The organism is Enterobacter cloacae complex sp. GYL001 (genome assembly GCF_049237125.1).
GTDB lineage: Bacteria > Pseudomonadota > Gammaproteobacteria > Enterobacterales > Enterobacteriaceae > Enterobacter > Enterobacter hormaechei_C.
This window is the reverse complement of sequence record NZ_JBMKGW010000002.1, coordinates 142,503-162,224: the sequence shown is the minus strand read 5'-3', so window position 1 is coordinate 162,224 and position 19,722 is coordinate 142,503. Positions and strand designations below refer to the sequence as shown.

Genomic DNA, 19,722 nt, shown 5'->3' with positions numbered 1-19,722 from the left:
AACTGGTTGTTTTTATAAGGTTCCGATCGCCAGCGATTGCGAGTCAGAGGGTGCAGGTGTGAGTTATTGATATGGGAAGATCATATCCGGAGCGCGGGAGAAAAAAGTCACAACTTTTATAGGGATTTTCTAAAGCGAGAGAATAATATTACTTCGGGATAGCAGAAAGGAGAGTAAGTTTTCTAAAATTGACGGCGTTCACAAAATTAAAAGCCTCCCCATTTGAGGAGGCTGAAGATGAAGCCTGTATTACATCGCCTGCGTAAACGTCCTCGAAATCACGTCCTGCTGCTGCTCGCGCGTCAGGGCGTTAAACCGCACCGCATAACCTGAAACGCGGATCGTCAGGTTCGGATAGTTCTCCGGATGGGCGACGGCATCCAGCAGCATCTCCCGGTTCATCACGTTGACGTTCAGGTGTTGCCCGCCCTCAATGGTCGCTTCGTGGTGGAAGTATCCGTCCAGCAGCCCAACAAGGTTGGTTTTGCGCACCGGCTCGTCCTTGCCCAGTGCCTGCGGCACGATGGAGAAGGTGTAGGAGATCCCGTCTTTGGCATAGGTGAACGGCAGCTTGGCGACCGAGGTTAACGACGCCACCGCCCCTTTTCTGTCGCGCCCGTGCATCGGGTTGGCGCCAGGCGCAAACGGTGTGCCGCCGCGACGTCCGTCCGGCGTGTTGCCGGTCTTCTGCCCGTAAACCACGTTGGAGGTGATGGTAAGGATCGACTGCGTCGGTACCGCGTTGCGGTACGTCGGCAGCGCCTGGATTTTCTTCATAAAGCGCTCAACCAGATCGCAGGCGATACTGTCCACGCGATCGTCGTTGTTGCCGTACTGCGGATAGTCGCCTTCGATGACGAAATCGACCGCCAGACCAGTGTGGTCGCGCACCGGTTTTACCGTGGCGTATTTGATGGCCGACAGGGAATCCGCCGCCACCGACAGCCCGGCAATGCCGCAGGCCATGGTGCGGTAGACGTCCCGGTCGTGCAGCGCCATCAGCGAGGCTTCGTAGCTGTATTTATCATGCATGTAGTGAATGAGATTCAGCGCGCTGATGTACTGCACCGCCAGCCAGTCCATGAAGTGATCGAGGCTCGCCATTACGGTGTCGTAATTCAGTACCTCATCCAGCAGCGGCTCGGTTTTCGGCCCCACCTGGATCTTCAGCTTCTCATCCACCCCGCCGTTGATTGCATACAGCAGCGTTTTCGCCAGGTTGGCGCGTGCGCCGAAGAACTGCATCTGCTTGCCGATCACCATCGGGCTGACGCAGCAGGCAATGGCGTAGTCGTCGCTGTTGAAGTCGGCGCGCATCAGATCGTCGTTCTCGTATTGCAGCGAGGAGGTGACGATCGACACCTGCGCGGCGTATTTCTTGAACGCGATCGGCAGTTGTTCGGACCAGAGGATCGTCAGGTTTGGCTCCGGCGCAGGCCCCATGGTGTGCAGGGTATGCAGGTAGCGGAAGCTGTTTTTGGTCACCAGCGTACGGCCATCCAGCCCCATGCCGCCAATCACTTCCGTGGCCCAGATCGGATCGCCGGAGAAGAGCGTGTCGAACTCCGGCGTGCGCAGGAAGCGCACCATGCGGATCTTCATGATGAAGTGGTCGATCAGCTCCTGGGCCTGCACCTCATTCAGCCGTCCTGCCTGCATGTCGCGTTCAATGTAGATATCGAGGAACGAGGCCGTGCGCCCCAGTGACATCGCCCCGCCGTTCTGGGATTTCACTGCGGCAAGGTAGGCAAAGTAGACCCACTGCACCGCTTCCTGCGCATTCATCGCCGGACGTGAAATATCAAAGCCATAGTTCGCCGCCATCTGCTGGATCTGGAGCAACGCACGTTTATGCTCCGCCAGCTCCTCGCGCAGGCGGATCGTGTCCTCCAGATCTTCTCCGCGCTCCAGTTTCCCCTGGAGATCGGCGAACTGAAGTTCACGCTCGCGCACCAGATAGCTGATGCCGTACAGCGCCACGCGACGGTAGTCGCCGATGATGCGTCCGCGCCCGTAGCCGTCCGGCAGACCGGTCAGCACCCCCGATTTGCGGCAGCGCATCATCTCCGGGGAGTAAACGTCAAACACGCCCTGGTTGTGGGTTTTGCGCAGGTCTGTGAAGAGATATTCAAACTGCGGATCCATCTCGCGACCGTAGGCTTCGAACGAGCTGCGGATCATGTTGATCCCGCCGTACGGATGCAGGGCGCGCTTGAGCGGCTTGTCGGTTTGCAGGCCAACGATCGTCTCCAGCTCCTGATCAATATAGCCCGGCCCGTGCGCGGTAATAGTAGTGGCGATGTTGGTGTCAAAATCCACCGGAGCGTGAGTAGCATTCTCCTGACGAATGCCGACCATCACCTTCTGCCACAGCGCCGTCGTTGCTGGCGTCGCCTGCGCGAGGAAAGCTTCATCGCCTTCATAAGGGGTGTAGTTATGCTGAATAAAATCGCGCACGTTAATGGCGTTTTTCCATTCTTCACCGCGAAACCCGGCCCATGCATCGCTGTAAGGCGCGACGCCCGTATCGATTGTTACTTTCATCAGATTCTCGCTTTATCAGGCGTAAGCCGCAGCCGGAGTAACCTTCCCAAGACGGAGGGCGTCCAGTGCGATCATTTTTTCTTCATTGGTAGGGATCACCGCGCAGGCCGCGCGGGACGACTCGGTGGAGATCACGCGCTCGCCCGCGCTGCCCGGCAGGGCATTTTTGGACTCGTCGAGGATGATGCCAAACACCTTAAGATGCTCCACCACCAGCGCGCGGATAAGCACGGAGTTCTCACCGATCCCGCCGGTAAACACCACGCCATCCAGACGGTGCAGGGACGCGGCATGACCGGCGATATGTCGCGCAATCCGGTGGACAAAGGTCTTTATTGCCAGCCGCGCCCGCTCGTTGCCGTCATGCCAGGCTTTCTCCAGCGCGCGCAAATCGGAGGAGATGCCAGAGATCCCCAGCAGCCCGGACTCTTTGTTGACCACGCGCTCCAGATCCTCGAACGACTGGCCGGTCTGCCGGGCAATCCACGCCATCGCGCCAAAATCCACGTCGCCGCAGCGCGTGCCCATCACCAGTCCTTCAAGCGGCGTCATCCCCATGGACGTGTCCACGCTTACGCCGTTACGCACCGCGCAGATGGACGCCCCGTTGCCGAGATGGGCAATCACCAGGCCGCTGTCATCGGGAGAGAGCCCGAGAAGCGCGTGCGCCTGCGCCGACACGTAGCGGTGAGAGGTGCCGTGGAAACCGTAGCGGCGCACGCCCAGCTCTTCAAAATAGCGGTACGGCAAGCCGTACAGATACGCCTGCGGCGCCATGGTCTGGTGGAAGCTGGTATCAAATACCGCCACCTGCTGCACGCCGGGGAACAGGCGCCCGGCGGCTTCCACGCCGCTCAGGTTGGCGTAGTTATGCAGCGGCGCCAGCGGGGAGACCTGGCGGATCTGCGCCATCACCTCTTCCGTGATCAGGGTCGACTCGCTGAAGAGGTCGCCGCCGTGGGCAATGCGATGGCCAATCAAGGCCACGCTGCCCATCAGGTTGCGTTTCTCCAGCTCCAGGGCGATGGCGGCCAGCGCCCCTTCGTAGTCCTGGTGAGCCAGTCTGACCGGCTCACCCCCATTCACGGAAATAAAGGCTTTTTCTGTGTTGATGCCGTCCGCAATGCCCGTCATCAGGGCATCGCAGCCTGCGGCGTCCAGCACCGAGAACTTAACAGAGGACGATCCGCAGTTAATGACCAGTACTACCGGAAACTCAATCATGGTATGGCTCCGCTCTTCCTGAGCTTTGGTTTAAAACAGTTTGTACACGATGTTCAGAATGGTCAGCAGGCCGACCACGGTTACGAAGATGTTCTCGGTCCGGCCTTTGTATTTCGCCAGCGCAGGCGCCTTGCGGATGGCGTACATCGGCAGCAGGCACAGCAGAGAGGCGATAATTGGCGCACCCATGGCTTCAATAAGGTCCAGGATGTTCGGGTTGGCGTAGGCCACAATCCAGGTGGAGCCCATGATGAAGACCATGCTGATGGTGTTCAGCTTGCCCACGGAGACTTTCTTCTTGTCGCCCTTGTAACCGAACTTGAGGATCAGACCGTTCAGCCCCTCCAGCGTGCCCAGATAGTGGCCGAAGAAGGATTTAAAGATAGCGACCAGCGCGATGATGGAGGCGCCGTATTCCAGCACCGTGGCGAACGTGGATTTACTGCCTGACATCGACGCGAAGTGGTTCGCCAGGTAAGAGAGCACCGGAATGTTCTGCGCTTTGGCGTCCGCCATGTTCTGCGGAGAGAGCGTAAACAGGCAGCTAAAGGCGAAGAACATCACCACCGCCACCATCAGCAGGCTGGCGCGACCGATGATTTTGGAACATTTCTGCTCGGTAAACTCTTTCCCGAACTCCGGTTCGTACTCTTCGCGCTTGGAGACCACAAACGAGGAGACGATAGGCGAGAAGTTGAAGGAGAAGACCATGATGGAGATCCCCAGCCACACCGTGACCAGAATGCCGTCATGACCGGTGAAGGCGATATCGCTCAGGTTAACCTGGTCGATCACCGCCGAGTTCCAGTACGGGATCAGCGAGAGAGAAATTAACACCAGGCTGGCGATGAACGGGAACACCAGGTAGCTCATCACTTTCACCATCAGGTCTTTACCGAACCAGATAACAAAGGCCATCAGCAGCAGCAGGAACAGCGCCACCACGCCGCGGTTCAGGGCGGGCATCTGGAGCTGGTTTTCCCAGAAGGTCATAAAGGTGTTGGTAATGGTGACGCCGTAAATCCACAGCAGCGGGCAAATGGCAAAGAAGTAGAGGAAGGTGATCACCACCCCGCCGGTCTTACCAAAATGCTCCTCCACCGTTTCGGTGATGTTGCCGGAGACGTTACTGCCGGACAAACACAGACGCGCCAGCGCGCGGTGGCAGTAAAAGGCAATCGGGAACGCGAGTACCAGCATCAGCAGGATAGGGATCAGGCCGCCAAAGCCTGCACGGATAGGGAAGAACAGCACGCCTGCGCCAATGGCGGTACCAAACAGGCCGAGCGTCCAGGTGGTATCCGATTTACGCCAGGTGGACGTTTTTGTCTGGCCAACGATAATGCTTTCTGTGTTGCTCATAAGTCATCCTTTATGCGTCAACGAAGCCGGTAATTTGGGAAACACGGGAGAGATCAATATTGCCGCCGGAAATAATGCAGACGGTTTTTCGGCCCTGAATATAGTGGTCCAGCTTGCCGCTTAATAACGCCGCGCACGCCAGCGCACCGGCACCTTCCGTGACCACCTTATTTCGCTGAATAAGCGCGATCATGCTGTTGCGAATCTCGTCTTCGCTGACCAGCACAATGTCATCGACTAATTCACGAACAATTTCGAAGGTTAAATTACCTGGGCGAGACACGTCGCAGCCGTCAGCTAATGTGCCGGTAACACGATGACTGGTTATTTCTCCGGCCTGATACGATGCCGCCATTCCGTGCACATTTTCAGACTGCACGCCGATAATATTGATAGTTGGGTTGATGGATTTAATTGCTGTCGCAATACCGGCAATTAAACCGCCGCCGCCGATGGGGACAATCACGTTATCCACGTCATATAAATCTTCGAGGATTTCCAGGCCGATGGTGCCCTGGCCGGCAATGACTTTCGGATCGTCGTAAGGCGGGATAAAAATGCGCCCTTCCATCTCGACGATTTCGCTCACTTTGGCGATGGTGTCGTTAAAGTTCTCGCCGTGCAGCACCACTTCGGCAGAGTAGTCACGCGTGGCGGCAACCTTGGATTTCGGCGCGCCCATCGGCATGACCACTTTGCCGTCGATGCCGAGCATGGCGCAGGAGAGAGAGACCCCCTGCGCGTGGTTCCCTGCGGAACAGGCCACCACGCCCTTGCGTTTTTCCGCATCGGTCAGCGAGCTTAATTTATTAAACGCCCCACGTATTTTAAACGAACCGGTACGCTGCATATTTTCAAATTTCAGGAATATCTCACCCTTACACCGTTCGCTCAGATAATTCGAGCGCGGCATACCGGTTTTATAGATCTTTCCCGCCAGTCTTTTTCTGGCGTCCTGAATATCTTCAATGGTCACCGGGAGATCGTAAGTAATGTGCATAATATCCTCGTTATAATAATTCATTGTTTTCAGGCAAAGTCAGGGTATCAGAGCGTTAAAAAGCGTCGCTCCGGGTGTTTTAAATCATCATTATTTCTATCGTCGTTTTTCGATATTCATCGACGAATATTGTTTTGCCAGTTCAACTAATACTGACGCCGATTTTTTAATACTGTAATTTTTTGACCACACGGCGGCATAACGCGCCACGGGTAATTCATCTTCCACCGGCAGAACAATAAACTGGTCCGAGCCGAATGGCGCAATCATGTCACGGGGGATCACCGTCAGGTAATCGGCATTGAGGACAAGGTTATAGATGGTGACGACGGAATCGGTCTGGACGATGTTTTCAATGCTGATGTGGTTGTCTTGCAGGGTGGTCAGGAGTTCGTTGTAGTAGCCCATATCGGTTTGCGGCATCACCCACTGCTCGTGCGTGAGCGATGCCAGTCTGGTCGGGCCGGTGCACGTTCGTGATTTACTCGCCACCAGCACAAACTCGGATTCAAACAGTGGCTCAACGTGAAGATCCTGAAGCTGCATCCCGTCGCTCAGCGTGCCGATGGCGAAATCCAGCCGGCCATCGCGAATGGCGGGCAGGAATGAAGAGAGCTGCGCTTCATACATTGAGACGCGCGCTTTCGGGAACACTTCCTTGAATTTTTTGATCATTCCGGACAGGAAGGTGAAGCCAATCAGCGACGGATAGCCAAAAGAGACGTCCATGACGGTACTGAAACTGAGGCTGTTAATCTCGCTCACCATGTTTTTCATTTCGCGGGTGATCGACTCAGCGTAGGACAGCAGCACCTGACCGGCGGCAGTGAGTTTTACGCCGGTGTTCTTACGCACCATCACTTCCACCCCAAAGTAGGATTCGATGTCGCTGATGATTTTGCTGACGGCAGGTTGCGTCAGCCCCAGTTGTCTTGCAGCAGAACCTATGGAGCCACTTTTGATGACTTCCTGAAATACCACGAGGTGCTGTGTTTTCGGTAGAATAATAGTATTCATAATATTCTGCGCTTATTTCCCTATGACGCAGCGGATTCTACCCAATATTGTTTCAGGGGGTATGTGCTGTTACTCACAATTTGCCAGGACGCTCTGTTTTCAATCGCACCCTAAATCTATTTATGTCTTTATAAATCAAGTGCTTATCACAATAAAAATACGCATTTACGCTGATATTGATCAATAAAAAACGCGGTAATAAATTTATTTTATGGCAATAACCAGCGTGAATTTTTTTGCCTTAAAAATATTAATAAAGGCTATCTTTCAGGCAATTAAAGGTTAATAAAACACCATTATTCCTTTAAAACATTTTTGTGGTTTATCAACTTTACCAGGAATATTTATTCACTTTCCGGTTAAAGAGTGGGATATATCACACATTCACCAGAAGAATGTTTTTAGATTCAATATTAAATTATCAAATGAATAACATTCGGCATCACTGACTAAACATTTACAACATCTGCTCAACACTAAAATTTTCTAATTTCATAGCGTTAAATTTTGTGATTGCGATCATGCGCAGCAGATGAGAGGAATGCACAGTCAGGCAAATAGTGAAATGTGCTTAGCATCGCAAAATTGAGAATTAATGTCGTTTGGCGCTTCGCTTACCCGGCCTGCAACCTTCTGAAAGCAAAAACCCCGCCGAAGCGGGGTTTCGTAAGAAGTTGAAGCTGACCGATAAGCCGGGTTCTGTCGTGGACAGTCATTCATCTAGGCCAGCAATCGCTCACTGGCTCAAGCAGCCTACCCGGGTTCAGTACGGGCCGTACCATGTGAACCCCTATTTGGCCTTGCTCCGGGTGGAGTTTACCGTGCCACGGACTGTTACCAGCCGCGCGGTGCGCTCTTACCGCACCCTTTCACCCTTACCTGATCCCGCTTGCGCGGGCCATCGGCGGTTTGCTCTCTGTTGCACTGGTCGTGGGTTTCCCCCCCAGGCGTTACCTGGCACCCTGCCCTGTGGAGCCCGGACTTTCCTCCCCTCCGCCCGTCTCCCCCGAAAGGGACGACGACGAAGCGGCGACTGTCTGGTCAGCTTCGGCGCGCAGTATAGAGGGTTTGCGCGCCGCTGTCACCCCTGGCTACGCATGCCTACCTGCAATGTGGCCGCGATATTCCGCGAGGCGCGGTAAATGTTGTCATATGCTCTCTGGAACGCCTCTTCCAGTGAACCGATACTGGTCAGTACGCTGAACACCGCGTCGATGCCGTACTGATGCACCACACCCACATCCTGCGTCAGACTTCCGGCAATCCCGATCACCGGCTTATGGTATTTTTTGGCGACGCTCGCCACGCCGACGGGCACTTTGCCATTAATGCTCTGGCTGTCGATGCGCCCTTCCCCGGTCAGCACCCACGTGCAGTCGTGAATATGTTCTTCAAGATTGAGCGCCTGAGTGACAATCTCGATGCCGCTTTTCAGCTCAGCGCCCAGGAAGGCCATCAGCGCCGCGCCCATGCCGCCCGCGGCGCCAGCCCCCGGAACCCGGTTGACGTCAATGCGCAGTGATTTTTTGATCACCCCGGCGTAGTGGCTAAGATTGGCGTCGAGTTCGAGGATCATCTCCTCCGTGGCGCCTTTTTGCGGGCCAAAGATACGCGACGCGCCGCTTTCACCCACCAGCGGATTCGTCACGTCACAGGCGACGCGGATTGCGCATCCCTGAAGACGCGGATCGAGATCGGAAATATCAATCCGGTTAAGCGCCATCAGGCTGCCGCCGCCGTAGCCGATCTCCGTCCCGTTCGCATCCGTAAACTTCGCGCCCAGCGCCTGCATCATACCCGCGCCCCCATCGTTGGTTGCGCTCCCGCCGATACCGATAATGATGTTGCGCGCGCCTTTATCCAGCGCGCTGAGGATCAGCTCCCCCGTCCCGCGCGACGTCGTGACCAGCGGGTTACGCTGCGCGGGAGGAACAAGCACCAGGCCGCTGGCGGCGGCCATCTCGATAAACGCGGTGGTACCGTCGCCCGAGATCCCCCAACTGGCCTTCACCTTTTCCCCTAACGGGCCGGTGACGACAGCCTGCTGCCAGGTGCCCTGCGTCGCAGCGATCATCGCTTCAACCGTACCTTCTCCGCCGTCAGCAACGGGAACAGACACGTAATGAGCATCGGGGAAAATTTCCCGAAATCCTTTTTCTATCGCCTGCGCCACCTCGGTGGCAGACAGGCTTTCTTTATAAGAGTCTGGCGCGATTACGATTTTCATAGTTGTATGCCTGAGCCGTAGGCCCGGTAAGCGTAACGCCACCGGGCAGGACGTCATTAGCGAGCAATTTCAACCTTCGCCAGTTTTTCGTAATAGCACGCTAACGCGCTGTGATCGGCGGTGCCCAGACCGTCCGCACGCAGCGCCTGCATCATCTCCATGACGGCGGCAGTCAGCGGCAGCTGCGCGCCCACGCCGTGGGAGGTATCCAGCGCATTCGCCAGATCCTTAATGTGCAGATCGATGCGGAAGCCCGGCCTGAAGTTACGATCCATCACCATCGGCGCCTTGGCATCCAGCACGGTGCTGCCCGCCAGACCACCGCGAATGGCCTGATAAACCAGATCCGGATTAACGCCCGCTTTGGTGGCCAGCGTCAGCGCTTCGGACATGGCCGCGATGTTCAACGCCACAATCACCTGGTTTGCCAGCTTGGTGACGTTGCCTGCGCCAATTTCACCGGTGTGCACCACGGAGCCAGCCATGGCTTTCATCAGGTCGTAGTATTTGTCAAACACGGCTTTATCCCCCCCCACCATCACCGACAGGGTGCCGTCGATGGCTTTCGGTTCGCCGCCGCTGACCGGCGCATCCAGCATTGCCACGCCTTTCGCTTTCAGCGCCTCGCTGATTTCGCGGCTTGCCAGCGGTGCGATAGAACTCATGTCGATCACCACCAGACCCGGCTTCGCGCCGTCGATAATGCCGTTCTCACCCAGCGCCACCTCTTTCACGTGCGGGGAGTTTGGCAGCATGGTGATAATCACGTCGCACTGCTCAGCAATCGCTTTTGCGGTTGTCGCCGTTTCTGCGCCAGCCGCAATCACCTCTGCCACCGCGTCTGAATTACGATCTAAAACCACCAGTGAGTAACCTGCTTTGATGAGGTTTTTGCTCATTGGTTTGCCCATGATACCCAGGCCAATAAAACCCACTTTCAGCGTCATAATCTGTTTCCTCAATGATGGTTATTTTTTAAAAGCGTCCGCTAACTTCTGCGTGGCGGCGCGGAATACGCCGAGATCGCTGCCGACGGCGACAAACGTTGCGCCCCACTCCAGGTAGCGGCGGGCATCGGCTTCCACTGGCGCCAGAATGCCGCACGGTTTACCGTGCGCTTTGGCACGGGCAAAAATGTGCTGAATTGCGCGCTGCACGTCCGGATGGCTGGCGTTGCCCAGATGACCAAAGGCGGCCGCCAGATCGCTCGGGCCGACGAAAATGCCGTCTACCCCCTCCGTCGCGGCAATAGCGTCGACGTTATCGACCCCCTGCTGGCTCTCGATCTGAACCAGAATGGTGATGTTTTTGTTGGACTGGGCGAAATAGTCCGGCACGGTGCCAAACATGTTGGCGCGGTGCGAGACGGACACGCCGCGGATCCCTTCCGGTGGATAGCGGGTCGCCGCCACGGCCAGCACCGCTTCTTCTTCCGTTTCAACAAACGGGATCAGGAAGTTGTAGAAGCCGATATCCAGCAGACGCTTGATGATCACCGGCTCGTTGGTGGGCACACGCACCACCGGCGCGCTGTGGCTGCCTTTCAGCGCCATCAGCTGCGGAATAAACGTGTTGATATCGTTTGGCGCATGTTCGCCGTCCAGCACCAGCCAGTCGAACCCGGCCAGGCCCAGCACTTCGGTGCTGATGGGGTTGGCCAGCGCAGACCAGCAGCCAATCTGAATCTGGTGCGCCGCGAGGGCCGCTTTAAATTTATTCGGGAAGATGTCGTTACTCATTACTTATACCTTTTTTAATTCCGCAGTTTTAGCCAGTAGCTTTTCTTATTTATTCCGACTCAGCGTCAGCGTTATATTTATTTTCCTGACTGAATTTTGGCGTTATAAAATCGTCATTCAGTATAATCGTCACCACCCGGCAGCACATTGTCTCAATGCTCAATTATCCAACGGGAGTGGCACGCTATTTTGAGCATATGCCCAACACAGTGGGCGCTGATGCACAGAATCAACGATTAGTGGTTCGGGAGCGATCGCGATCACATTCTCACCTTTCCTCTCCTGGCATTCTTTATTTCCTCAATAAGAAACAATTAACCATCTGGCTATATTTAGTATCAGATATTTTGCTGGAGAAGAGTGAACAATGGCCGATATTGAAATTCGACAGGCGTCGCCGACGGCGTTCTATATAAAAGTGCACGATACCGATAACGTGGCGATTATTGTCAACGACAATGGCTTAAAAGCTGGCACCCGCTTTCCGGATGGCCTGGAGCTGATTGAGCACATTCCGCAGGGGCATAAAGTCGCACTGGTCGATATCCCGGCGCAGGGCGAAATCGTGCGCTACGGCGAAGTCATCGGCTATGCGGTGCGCGCTATCCCGCAGGGTAGCTGGATTGAGGAGTCGCTGGTTGAGCTGCCCACCGCCCCACCGCTGGAGAGGTTGCCGCTGGCTACCCGCGTCCCTGAGGCGTTGCCTCCGCTGGAGGGTTATACCTTCGAAGGTTACCGCAACGCGGATGGCAGCGTGGGAACCAAAAACCTGCTTGGCATCACCACCAGCGTGCATTGCGTGGCGGGCGTAGTGGATTATGTGGTGAAAATTATTGAGCGCGATCTGTTGCCGAAATACCCCAACGTTGACGGCGTGGTGGGTCTTAACCACCTGTACGGCTGCGGCGTGGCGATCAACGCGCCCGCAGCGGTCGTGCCGATCCGCACGATTCACAATATCGCCCTTAACCCAAACTTTGGCGGTGAGGTCATGGTGATTGGTCTCGGCTGTGAAAAATTGCAGCCAGAACGCCTGTTGCAGGGTACGGAAGATGTGAAAGCCATTCCGGTTGACGATGCCAGTGTTGTGCGACTTCAGGATGAACACCATGTCGGCTTCAGATCGATGGTCGACGACATTTTACAGGTGGCAGAGCGCCATCTGGAGAAGCTGAACAAACGCCAGCGTGAAACCTGCCCGGCCTCTGAACTGGTCGTTGGGACACAGTGTGGCGGCAGCGATGCGTTTTCCGGCGTCACCGCCAACCCGGCAGTCGGTTATGCCTCCGATCTGTTCGTGCGCTGCGGCGCCACGGTGATGTTCTCCGAAGTCACCGAAGTACGTGATGCTATCCACCTGCTCACGCCGCGCGCCGTCAACGAAGAGGTGGGCAAACGCCTGCTGGAGGAGATGGCCTGGTACGATAACTATCTCGACATGGGCAAAACCGACCGCAGCGCCAACCCGTCTCCGGGTAACAAGAAAGGCGGCCTGGCGAACGTGGTGGAAAAGGCCCTCGGGTCGATTGCCAAATCCGGCCAGAGCGCGATTGTGGAAGTGCTCTCCCCTGGCCAGCGACCAACCAAACGCGGTCTGATCTACGCGGCAACGCCTGCCAGTGATTTCGTGTGCGGCACCCAGCAGGTGGCGTCCGGCATTACGGTACAGGTCTTTACCACCGGGCGCGGCACGCCGTACGGCCTGATGGCGGTACCGGTGATCAAAATGGCGACCCGCACCGAGCTGGCAAACCGCTGGTATGACTTAATGGATATCAACGCGGGCACCATCGCCACCGGGGAAGAGAGTATTGAAGAAGTGGGCTGGAAGCTGTTCCACTTCATTCTGGATGTGGCAAGCGGGCGGAAGAAAACCTTCTCCGATCAATGGGGATTGCATAACTCGCTGGCGGTGTTTAACCCGGCGCCGGTGACCTGATGGCCCCTCACCCAGCCCTCTCCCTTGAGGGAGAGGGCTGGGGTGAGGGGGAACATACGGCTCTGGTGGTCATTCCGTTCACTTTATGTTCCTTGCTACTCTGTCACGACATGACCGGTGAACGTGCCAGGGTGGCTCAGTCGCCACCACCCTGGCGACCCGGGCTACCGGCGGTAAATCGCCGCTTCGCGGTGCCTTCGGCTTATTCCTTCCGGCTTATCGGGGACGGGCGGAGGTAACATCCCTGTAAAGCCCGCCCTCTCGGCGCATCCCTGCGCCTCGCCCCGGCCTACAGGAAACGCCTCAGCGATTTACAGCCGGACCGAGGCATCGCTGAAAGCCCTCAGTTATTCTGAGGCAACGTTATCGCTTTTGCTTTCAAATTACTGGGGAACCCTCTCCCTATGGGGAGAGGGTTAGGGTGAGGGGAAAAGCCTCTTTAGACCAGCACCACATCGATCCCGCTTTTGCGTAATCCTTCAAGGCTTTCCGCCGGAATGCCTTCATCAACGATAATCATGTCGATCCGCTGAGTATCAATGATTTTATGCAGGCTTGAACGGTTAAACTTGCTGGAGTCAGTGACAACGATAATACGCTCCGCCACCTCGCACATTTTGCGGTTCAGACGGGCTTCATCCTCGTTGTGCGTACTCACCCCCCGGTCGAGATCGATGGCATCGACGCCCAGGAAAAGCAGGTCAAAATGATAATTCTGTAAGGACTGCTCCGCCTGGTCGCCGTAGAAGGACTGCGACTGACGGCGCAAGTGCCCGCCGGTCATCAGCAGCTCCACGCCCTCCGCTTCCAGTAGCGCGTTTGCCACGTTCATCCCGTTGGTCATGGCAATGACATCGGTGTGCTGGCGCAGCATGCGGGCAATTTCAAAGGTTGTGGTGCCGGAGTCCAGAATAATGCGGTGACCCGGCTTCACCAGTTCAGCCGCCGCCTGCGCGATGCTGCGCTTCACTGCCGTATTAAGGGAACTTTTGTCCTCAACGGACGGCTCCACGCCGGGGGCATTGCCTTCGCAAATCAGCGCGCCGCCGTAAGCGCGAACGGCAATCCCCTGCTTTTCCAGAAAGGCCAGATCGTTACGGATCGTTACCGTCGACACGCCGTATAAAAGAGAAAGATCGTTAACCTGCACGCTTCCCTGCGCCCGCAACCGCTGAATGATCTGCTCTCGCCTTTCACTGGTGCCGGTGATGCGCTTCTCTGCGGATGAATCGGTGCTGCTCATACGAGCTCCTTAGTAAATACACTTTCGTTTCATTTCGTTTTGCTTATTAACGCCTTTCTTTTGAGGGAATGCAAGCCCTGTATGGTGTGCGGACGCAAGCTTAACCGCCGCTGAAACCTTTCATTATGTTTCTTTTGTGAAACAGATCGGAAAACTATTATCTTTCGTTTTATTTTTACCTCACCATAATGCAGTATCAAATGAAACAAAACGAAAGATGAATACCAACACCATCCGAAATGGAGAGGAAAGTGAAACATCTGACAGAAATGGTGGAACAACATAAACGGGGGAATACAAACGGGATTTATGCCGTCTGTTCCGCACATCCACTGGTACTTGAAGCTGCACTACGTTACGCCCATTCACAACAGACGCCCCTGCTGATAGAAGCCACCTCAAACCAGGTGGATCAGTTTGGCGGTTATACCGGTATGACGCCCGCCGATTTTTATGGGTTTGTCTGCAAGCTGGCGGGATCTCTTGGTTTCCCCACCTCGCAGCTGATCCTTGGCGGCGATCATTTAGGTCCAAACCGCTGGCAAAACCTGCCGGCTTCGCAGGCGATGGCGAACGCCGACGATCTGCTCAGAAGCTACGTGGCGGCCGGATTTAAAAAAATTCACCTCGATTGCAGCATGTCCTGCGAAGACGACCCGGTTCCGTTAACCGATGCAATCGTTGCCGGGCGTGCCGCTCGGCTGGCTAAAATTGCCGAAACCACCTGTCTCGAGCAATTTGGCGTAGCCGATCTGGTCTACGTTATCGGCACGGAAGTTCCGGTTCCCGGTGGGGCACACGAGACGCTGACCGAGCTTGAGGTCACCACGCCAGAGGCGGCACGCGCCACGCTTGAGGCACACCGCCACGCATTCGAGAAGGAAGGGTTAAGCGACATCTGGCCGCGCATTATTGGCCTGGTGGTTCAGCCTGGCGTTGAGTTCGACCATGCGCAGGTTTGTGACTATCAACCGCATAAAGCCGTCGCGCTGAGCGAGATGGTTGAAGCCTACGACACGCTTGTATTTGAAGCACACTCTACCGATTACCAGACGCCGCAGGCGCTGCGCCAGTTGGTGAAAGATCACTTCGCCATTCTGAAAGTCGGCCCTGCGCTAACCTTCGCGCTGCGCGAAGCGCTGTTCTCACTGGCAGCAATTGAAGAAGAGCTGCTGCCGGCAAAAGCCTGCTCAGGGCTGCGTCACGTCCTGGAAAACGTGATGCTCGATCGCCCGGAATACTGGCAAAGCCACTATCACGGCGACGGCAATGCCCGTCGCCTGGCGCGCGGTTACAGCTATTCCGACCGCGTGCGCTATTACTGGCCAGACAGCCAGATTGACGACGCCTTTGAGCGGCTGGTACGCAACCTGGCGGATGAACCGATCCCGCTGCCGCTGATCAGCCAGTATCTGCCGTTGCAGTACAGCAAAGTTCGCGATGGCGCTCTCAGGTCCACACCACGGGAACTCATCCTCGACCACATTCAGGACATACTCCAGCAGTACCATGCCGCCTGCGAAGGCGTAACGACTCAACACGCATAATTAAAAAGAGGAAAACGCTATGCCAAACATTGTCTTATGCCGCATTGATGAACGCCTGATCCACGGTCAGGTGGGCGTACAGTGGGTGGGGTTTGCGGGGGCGAACCTGGTGCTGGTGGCAAATGACGAGGTTGCAGACGATCCGGTTCAGCAAAACCTGATGGAGATGGTGCTGGCGGAAGGCATCGCCGTGCGTTTCTGGTCCCTGCAAAAAGTGATCGACAACATTCATCGCGCCGCCGACCGGCAGAAAATTCTGCTGGTCTGTAAAACACCGGCTGATTTTTTAACGCTGGTCGAGGGCGGCGTGCCCATCACCCGTATTAACGTCGGAAATATGCATTACGCCAGTGGCAAACAGCAAATTGCCAAAACGGTATCTGTAGACGCGAACGATATCGCCGCGTTTAACGGCCTGAAGGCGGCCGGAGTGGAATGCTTCGTTCAGGGCGTTCCAACAGAGACTGCTTTGGATCTCTTTAAACTGCTCTGAGGGATTCACAATGGAAATCAGTCTGTTGCAGGCTTTCGCGCTGGGGCTTCTCGCCTTTATAGCGGGCCTGGATATGTTTAACGGCTTAACACACATGCACCGTCCGGTGGTGCTCGGGCCACTGGTTGGCCTGATTCTGGGCGATTTGCACACCGGAATTCTGACCGGCGGTACGTTAGAACTGGTCTGGATGGGACTCGCGCCGCTGGCGGGCGCGCAGCCGCCAAACGTGATTATCGGCACCATCGTTGGCACCACATTTGCCATTACTACAGGCGTGAAGCCGGATGTCGCCGTTGGGGTCGCCGTGCCGTTTGCCGTGGCGGTTCAGATGGGGATCACTTTCCTCTTCTCGGTGATGTCCGGCGTGATGTCCCGCTGCGATCGCATGGCGGCTAACGCAGACACCCGTGGTATTGAACGGGTCAACTATCTGGCACTGCTGGCGCTCGGCGTCTTCTACTTCCTGTGCGCGTTTCTGCCCATCTACTTCGGGGCTGAACATGCGAAAACCGCCATTGACGTGCTGCCGGAACGTCTGATCGACGGTCTCGGCGTCGCGGGCGGCATCATGCCAGCGATCGGCTTCGCCGTGCTGCTGAAGATCATGATGAAAAACGTTTACATCCCTTACTTCATTATCGGCTTTGTCGCCGCGGCCTGGCTGAAACTCCCGGTGCTGGCGATTGCCGCGGCTGCGCTGGCGATGGCGCTGATCGACCTGCTGCGCAAATCGCCTGAACCCACGGCGCCTGCGGCCCAGAAAGAGGAATTTGAAGATGGCATCTAATCACACCACCCTGCCGGGCGTGTCTGAAAGTGAAGAGACACTGCTGACCGGCGTGAATGAAAACGTCTACGAAGACCAGAGTATTGGCGCTGAGCTAACGAAAAAGGATATTAACCGTGTCGCCTGGCGTTCCATGCTGCTACAGGCCTCGTTTAACTACGAGCGTATGCAGGCCTCCGGCTGGCTGTATGGGCTACTGCCCGCGCTGAAAAAGATCCACACCAATAAGCGGGACCTGGCGCGCGCCATGAAAGGCCATATGGGCTTCTTCAACACCCACCCGTTCCTGGTGACCTTCGTCATCGGCATTATTCTGGCAATGGAGCGTTCCAAGCAGGATGTGAACAGCATCCAGAGCACTAAAATTGCCGTCGGCGCACCGCTCGGTGGCATTGGTGACGCCATGTTCTGGCTGACCCTGCTGCCCATCTGCGGGGGGATTGGCGCCAGCCTGGCGCTACAGGGATCCATTCTTGGCGCGGTGGTCTTTATCGTGCTGTTTAACGTGGTGCATCTCGGCCTGCGTTTTGGTCTGGCGCACTATGCCTATCGAATGGGTGTCGCCGCGATCCCGCTGATCAAGGCCAACACCAAAAAGGTTGGTCATGCTGCGTCCATTGTCGGGATGACAGTGATTGGTGCGCTGGTGGCAACCTATGTGCGCCTGAATACCACACTCGAGATTAAAGCCGGGGATGCGGTCGTCAAACTGCAAACCGATGTGATCGACAAACTGATGCCCGCCTTTCTGCCGCTGGTCTACACCCTGACCATGTTCTGGCTGGTACGCCGTGGCTGGAGCCCGCTGCGCCTGATTGGTATCACCGTGGTGCTGGGCGTTGTCGGTAAATTCTGTCACTTCCTGTAAAAAGCAAAGAGGTTGCGATGTTAGGCATTATTTTGACGGGTCACGGCGGTTTTGCCAGCGGGCTGGAACAGGCGATGAAGCAAATCCTCGGCGAACAGCCGCAGTTTATCGCCATCGATTTTCCGGAAAGCTCCACCACTGCGCGGCTGACCGGGCAGCTTGAGCAGGCAGTGAATGAACTGGATGCAGAGCACGATATTGTGTTTCTCACCGATCTTCTCGGCGGTACGCCGTTTCGTGTGGCCTCTACCCTCGCGATGCAGCGCCCCGGCAGCGAAGTGATCACTGGCACCAATCTCCAGCTTTTGCTGGAGATGGTTCTGGAGCGCGACGGATTAAGCAGTGAAGCCTTTCGTTTGCAGGCGCTGGAGTGCGGCCATCGCGGCCTGACCAGCCTTGTGGATGAACTTGCACGCTGTCGCGAGGAAGCGCCCGCCGAGGAAGGGATATGAGCCAGCTGCTGCGCGCGCGTCGTCTGCTTACCGGGCAGGGCTGGCTGGATGACCATCAGCTGCGTATGGATAGAGGCGTCATCACCGCCATCGAGCCGATTCCGGCAGGGGTTAATACCCGCGAGGCAGACCTGCTTTGCCCGGCATACATTGATATCCACGTCCATGGCGGCGCGGGTGTGGATGTAATGGATGATGCGCCCGACGTGCTGGACCGGTTAGCCATGCACAAGGCGCGTGAAGGCGTGGGGGCGTTTCTGCCTACCACCGTCACCGCTCCGCTGGAGGCGATCCATGGCGCGTTACGGCGCATTGCCCGACGCTGTCATGCCGGTGGCCCCGGCGCGCAGATCCTGGGCAGCTATCTGGAAGGCCCGTACTTTACGCCGCAGAACAAAGGGGCGCACCCGCCAGAACTGTTTCGCGAACTGGATCTCGCGGAACTTGATGAGCTGATTTCGGTTTCGCAGAACACGCTGCGGGTGGTGGCGCTTGCTCCGGAAAAAGTGGACGCCCTGAAGGCGATCCATCACCTCAAGCAAAAAGGGATACGCGTCATGCTGGGCCACAGCGCCGCTACATACGCGCAAACCCTCGCCGCATTTGATGCAGGCGCAGCCGGGCTGGTGCACTGCTACAACGGCATGACGGGGTTACACCACCGGGAGCCGGGCATGGTTGGCGCCGGGCTTACGGACCCACGCGCGTGGCTGGAGCTTATTGCCGACGGGCATCACGTTCATCCTGGAGCCATGCGGCTGTGTTGTTGCTGCGCGAAGGATCGTACGGTGCTGATTACCGATGCCATGCAGGCAGCGGGTATGCCTGATGGACGCTATACGTTGTGTGGTGAAAATGTCGGAATGCAGGGCGGCGTTGTCCGCACGGCCTCAGGCGGGCTGGCGGGCAGCACGCTCGCGCTGGATGCCGCCGTGCGAAATATGGTGGAGCATGCGGGGGTCGCCCCAGAAAACGCTATCCATATGGCCTCGCTGCATCCTGCCCGTCTGCTCGGGATGGATCACCTGCTGGGAACGTTAGCGCCAGGCAAACGCGCCAATGTTCTTGCGCTGGATGCGGGTTTACATCTCCGGCAGATCTGGATCCAGGGTCAGGCTCTTTCCCTGTAGCCCCTTCACAGTGTGCCCTGTTGGCCTTACGGAAGACGATCGTAAGGCCTTTCTTTTCCTTTCCTTGATTTTCGCCTTTCCTTTCGCGATCACACTTTTCGTTTTATTTCTTTTTCGCCATTGAACTTTCGATTTCTTTTCTATAAA

General features: G+C 56.4%; 16 protein-coding genes and 1 other RNA gene. 7 read left to right on the top strand and 10 right to left on the bottom strand.

Annotation, left to right across the window (positions count from 1 at the left end; genetic code table 11):
• Positions 1-249 precede the first annotated feature (249 nt).
• The 9 genes from pflB to garL form a co-directional block, all read right to left on the bottom strand.
• Positions 250-2,544, bottom strand: coding sequence for a formate C-acetyltransferase (gene pflB / locus ACOTWU_RS04845; protein ID WP_040118137.1), 2,295 nt, complete (start codon positions 2,542-2,544; stop codon positions 250-252).
• A gap of 15 nt (positions 2,545-2,559) precedes the next feature.
• Positions 2,560-3,768 (bottom strand): propionate kinase, encoded by a 1,209-nt coding sequence (gene tdcD / locus ACOTWU_RS04840; protein WP_032618950.1) that lies wholly within the window; start codon positions 3,766-3,768, stop codon positions 2,560-2,562.
• Positions 3,769-3,798: 30 nt separating this feature from the next.
• A complete protein-coding gene (gene tdcC / locus ACOTWU_RS04835; protein ID WP_006812083.1) occupies positions 3,799-5,130 on the bottom strand; it encodes a threonine/serine transporter TdcC in 1,332 nt (443 codons plus the stop codon).
• 10 nt (positions 5,131-5,140) lie between these two features.
• Entirely contained in the window at positions 5,141-6,130 is a 990-nt protein-coding gene (tdcB, locus tag ACOTWU_RS04830; protein ID WP_023304478.1) for a bifunctional threonine ammonia-lyase/L-serine ammonia-lyase TdcB, read from the bottom strand.
• Positions 6,131-6,226: 96 nt separating this feature from the next.
• The gene (gene tdcA, locus ACOTWU_RS04825; RefSeq protein ID WP_006812085.1) at positions 6,227-7,147 is read right to left on the bottom strand and encodes a transcriptional regulator TdcA; all 921 of its coding nucleotides are present in this window, start codon (positions 7,145-7,147) and stop codon (positions 6,227-6,229) included.
• Between the two features lie 672 nt (positions 7,148-7,819).
• Positions 7,820-8,196: RNase P RNA component class A (gene rnpB / locus ACOTWU_RS04820), an RNA gene on the bottom strand.
• Between the two features lie 32 nt (positions 8,197-8,228).
• Positions 8,229-9,374 (bottom strand): glycerate 2-kinase, encoded by a 1,146-nt coding sequence (garK, locus tag ACOTWU_RS04815; RefSeq protein ID WP_040118138.1) that lies wholly within the window; start codon positions 9,372-9,374, stop codon positions 8,229-8,231.
• Positions 9,375-9,430: 56 nt separating this feature from the next.
• On the bottom strand, positions 9,431-10,321 hold the full coding sequence (gene garR, locus ACOTWU_RS04810; RefSeq protein WP_040118139.1) for a 2-hydroxy-3-oxopropionate reductase: 891 nt from the start codon (positions 10,319-10,321) through the stop codon (positions 9,431-9,433).
• A gap of 21 nt (positions 10,322-10,342) precedes the next feature.
• Positions 10,343-11,113 carry a 2-dehydro-3-deoxyglucarate aldolase gene (garL, locus tag ACOTWU_RS04805; RefSeq protein WP_003862676.1) on the bottom strand — a complete coding sequence of 257 codons (771 nt, stop codon included), beginning with the start codon at positions 11,111-11,113 and terminating at the stop codon, positions 10,343-10,345.
• A 367-nt stretch (positions 11,114-11,480) separates the two neighbouring features.
• On the opposite strand from garL, the gene garD reads away from it, so the two are divergent.
• Positions 11,481-13,052 (top strand): galactarate dehydratase, encoded by a 1,572-nt coding sequence (gene garD, locus ACOTWU_RS04800; RefSeq protein ID WP_110871455.1) that lies wholly within the window; start codon positions 11,481-11,483, stop codon positions 13,050-13,052.
• Between the two features lie 439 nt (positions 13,053-13,491).
• Here garD and ACOTWU_RS04795 read toward each other — a convergent pair whose 3' ends face one another.
• The gene (locus ACOTWU_RS04795) at positions 13,492-14,295 is read right to left on the bottom strand and encodes a DeoR family transcriptional regulator (RefSeq protein WP_015571958.1); all 804 of its coding nucleotides are present in this window, start codon (positions 14,293-14,295) and stop codon (positions 13,492-13,494) included.
• Positions 14,296-14,534: 239 nt separating this feature from the next.
• On the opposite strand from ACOTWU_RS04795, the gene kbaZ reads away from it, so the two are divergent.
• From kbaZ to nagA, 6 genes are read left to right on the top strand one after another with little or no spacing between them, the layout of a single operon-like run.
• Entirely contained in the window at positions 14,535-15,842 is a 1,308-nt protein-coding gene (gene kbaZ, locus ACOTWU_RS04790; RefSeq protein WP_047719116.1) for a tagatose-bisphosphate aldolase subunit KbaZ, read from the top strand.
• A gap of 19 nt (positions 15,843-15,861) precedes the next feature.
• On the top strand, positions 15,862-16,335 hold the full coding sequence (gene agaV / locus ACOTWU_RS04785) for a PTS N-acetylgalactosamine transporter subunit IIB (protein WP_003861728.1): 474 nt from the start codon (positions 15,862-15,864) through the stop codon (positions 16,333-16,335).
• 10 nt (positions 16,336-16,345) lie between these two features.
• Positions 16,346-17,125 (top strand): PTS N-acetylgalactosamine transporter subunit IIC, encoded by a 780-nt coding sequence (gene agaW / locus ACOTWU_RS04780; RefSeq protein ID WP_003861730.1) that lies wholly within the window; start codon positions 16,346-16,348, stop codon positions 17,123-17,125.
• A complete protein-coding gene (agaE, locus tag ACOTWU_RS04775) occupies positions 17,115-17,993 on the top strand; it encodes a PTS N-acetylgalactosamine transporter subunit IID (RefSeq protein WP_017693933.1) in 879 nt (292 codons plus the stop codon). The genes agaW and agaE overlap by 11 nt, the downstream gene beginning before the upstream one ends.
• A gap of 17 nt (positions 17,994-18,010) precedes the next feature.
• Positions 18,011-18,445, top strand: coding sequence for a PTS galactosamine/N-acetylgalactosamine transporter subunit IIA (agaF, locus tag ACOTWU_RS04770; protein ID WP_032104425.1), 435 nt, complete (start codon positions 18,011-18,013; stop codon positions 18,443-18,445).
• The gene (nagA, locus tag ACOTWU_RS04765; RefSeq protein ID WP_047747017.1) at positions 18,442-19,575 is read left to right on the top strand and encodes an N-acetylglucosamine-6-phosphate deacetylase; all 1,134 of its coding nucleotides are present in this window, start codon (positions 18,442-18,444) and stop codon (positions 19,573-19,575) included. The genes agaF and nagA overlap by 4 nt, the downstream gene beginning before the upstream one ends.
• Positions 19,576-19,722 lie beyond the last annotated feature (147 nt).

Bases quoted from the DNA above. Each gene is read 5' to 3' on its own strand.
- pflB (WP_040118137.1), bottom strand. From the start codon at position 2,544: ATGAAAGTAACAATCGATACGGGCGTCGCGCCTTACAGCGATGCATGG.
- tdcD (WP_032618950.1), bottom strand. From the start codon at position 3,768: ATGATTGAGTTTCCGGTAGTACTGGTCATTAACTGCGGATCGTCCTCT.
- tdcC (WP_006812083.1), bottom strand. From the start codon at position 5,130: ATGAGCAACACAGAAAGCATTATCGTTGGCCAGACAAAAACGTCCACC.
- tdcB (WP_023304478.1), bottom strand. From the start codon at position 6,130: ATGCACATTACTTACGATCTCCCGGTGACCATTGAAGATATTCAGGAC.
- tdcA (WP_006812085.1), bottom strand. From the start codon at position 7,147: ATGAATACTATTATTCTACCGAAAACACAGCACCTCGTGGTATTTCAG.
- garK (WP_040118138.1), bottom strand. From the start codon at position 9,374: ATGAAAATCGTAATCGCGCCAGACTCTTATAAAGAAAGCCTGTCTGCC.
- garR (WP_040118139.1), bottom strand. From the start codon at position 10,321: ATGACGCTGAAAGTGGGTTTTATTGGCCTGGGTATCATGGGCAAACCA.
- garL (WP_003862676.1), bottom strand. From the start codon at position 11,113: ATGAGTAACGACATCTTCCCGAATAAATTTAAAGCGGCCCTCGCGGCG.
- garD (WP_110871455.1), top strand. From the start codon at position 11,481: ATGGCCGATATTGAAATTCGACAGGCGTCGCCGACGGCGTTCTATATA.
- ACOTWU_RS04795 (WP_015571958.1), bottom strand. From the start codon at position 14,295: ATGAGCAGCACCGATTCATCCGCAGAGAAGCGCATCACCGGCACCAGT.
- kbaZ (WP_047719116.1), top strand. From the start codon at position 14,535: ATGGAGAGGAAAGTGAAACATCTGACAGAAATGGTGGAACAACATAAA.
- agaV (WP_003861728.1), top strand. From the start codon at position 15,862: ATGCCAAACATTGTCTTATGCCGCATTGATGAACGCCTGATCCACGGT.
- agaW (WP_003861730.1), top strand. From the start codon at position 16,346: ATGGAAATCAGTCTGTTGCAGGCTTTCGCGCTGGGGCTTCTCGCCTTT.
- agaE (WP_017693933.1), top strand. From the start codon at position 17,115: ATGGCATCTAATCACACCACCCTGCCGGGCGTGTCTGAAAGTGAAGAG.
- agaF (WP_032104425.1), top strand. From the start codon at position 18,011: ATGTTAGGCATTATTTTGACGGGTCACGGCGGTTTTGCCAGCGGGCTG.
- nagA (WP_047747017.1), top strand. From the start codon at position 18,442: ATGAGCCAGCTGCTGCGCGCGCGTCGTCTGCTTACCGGGCAGGGCTGG.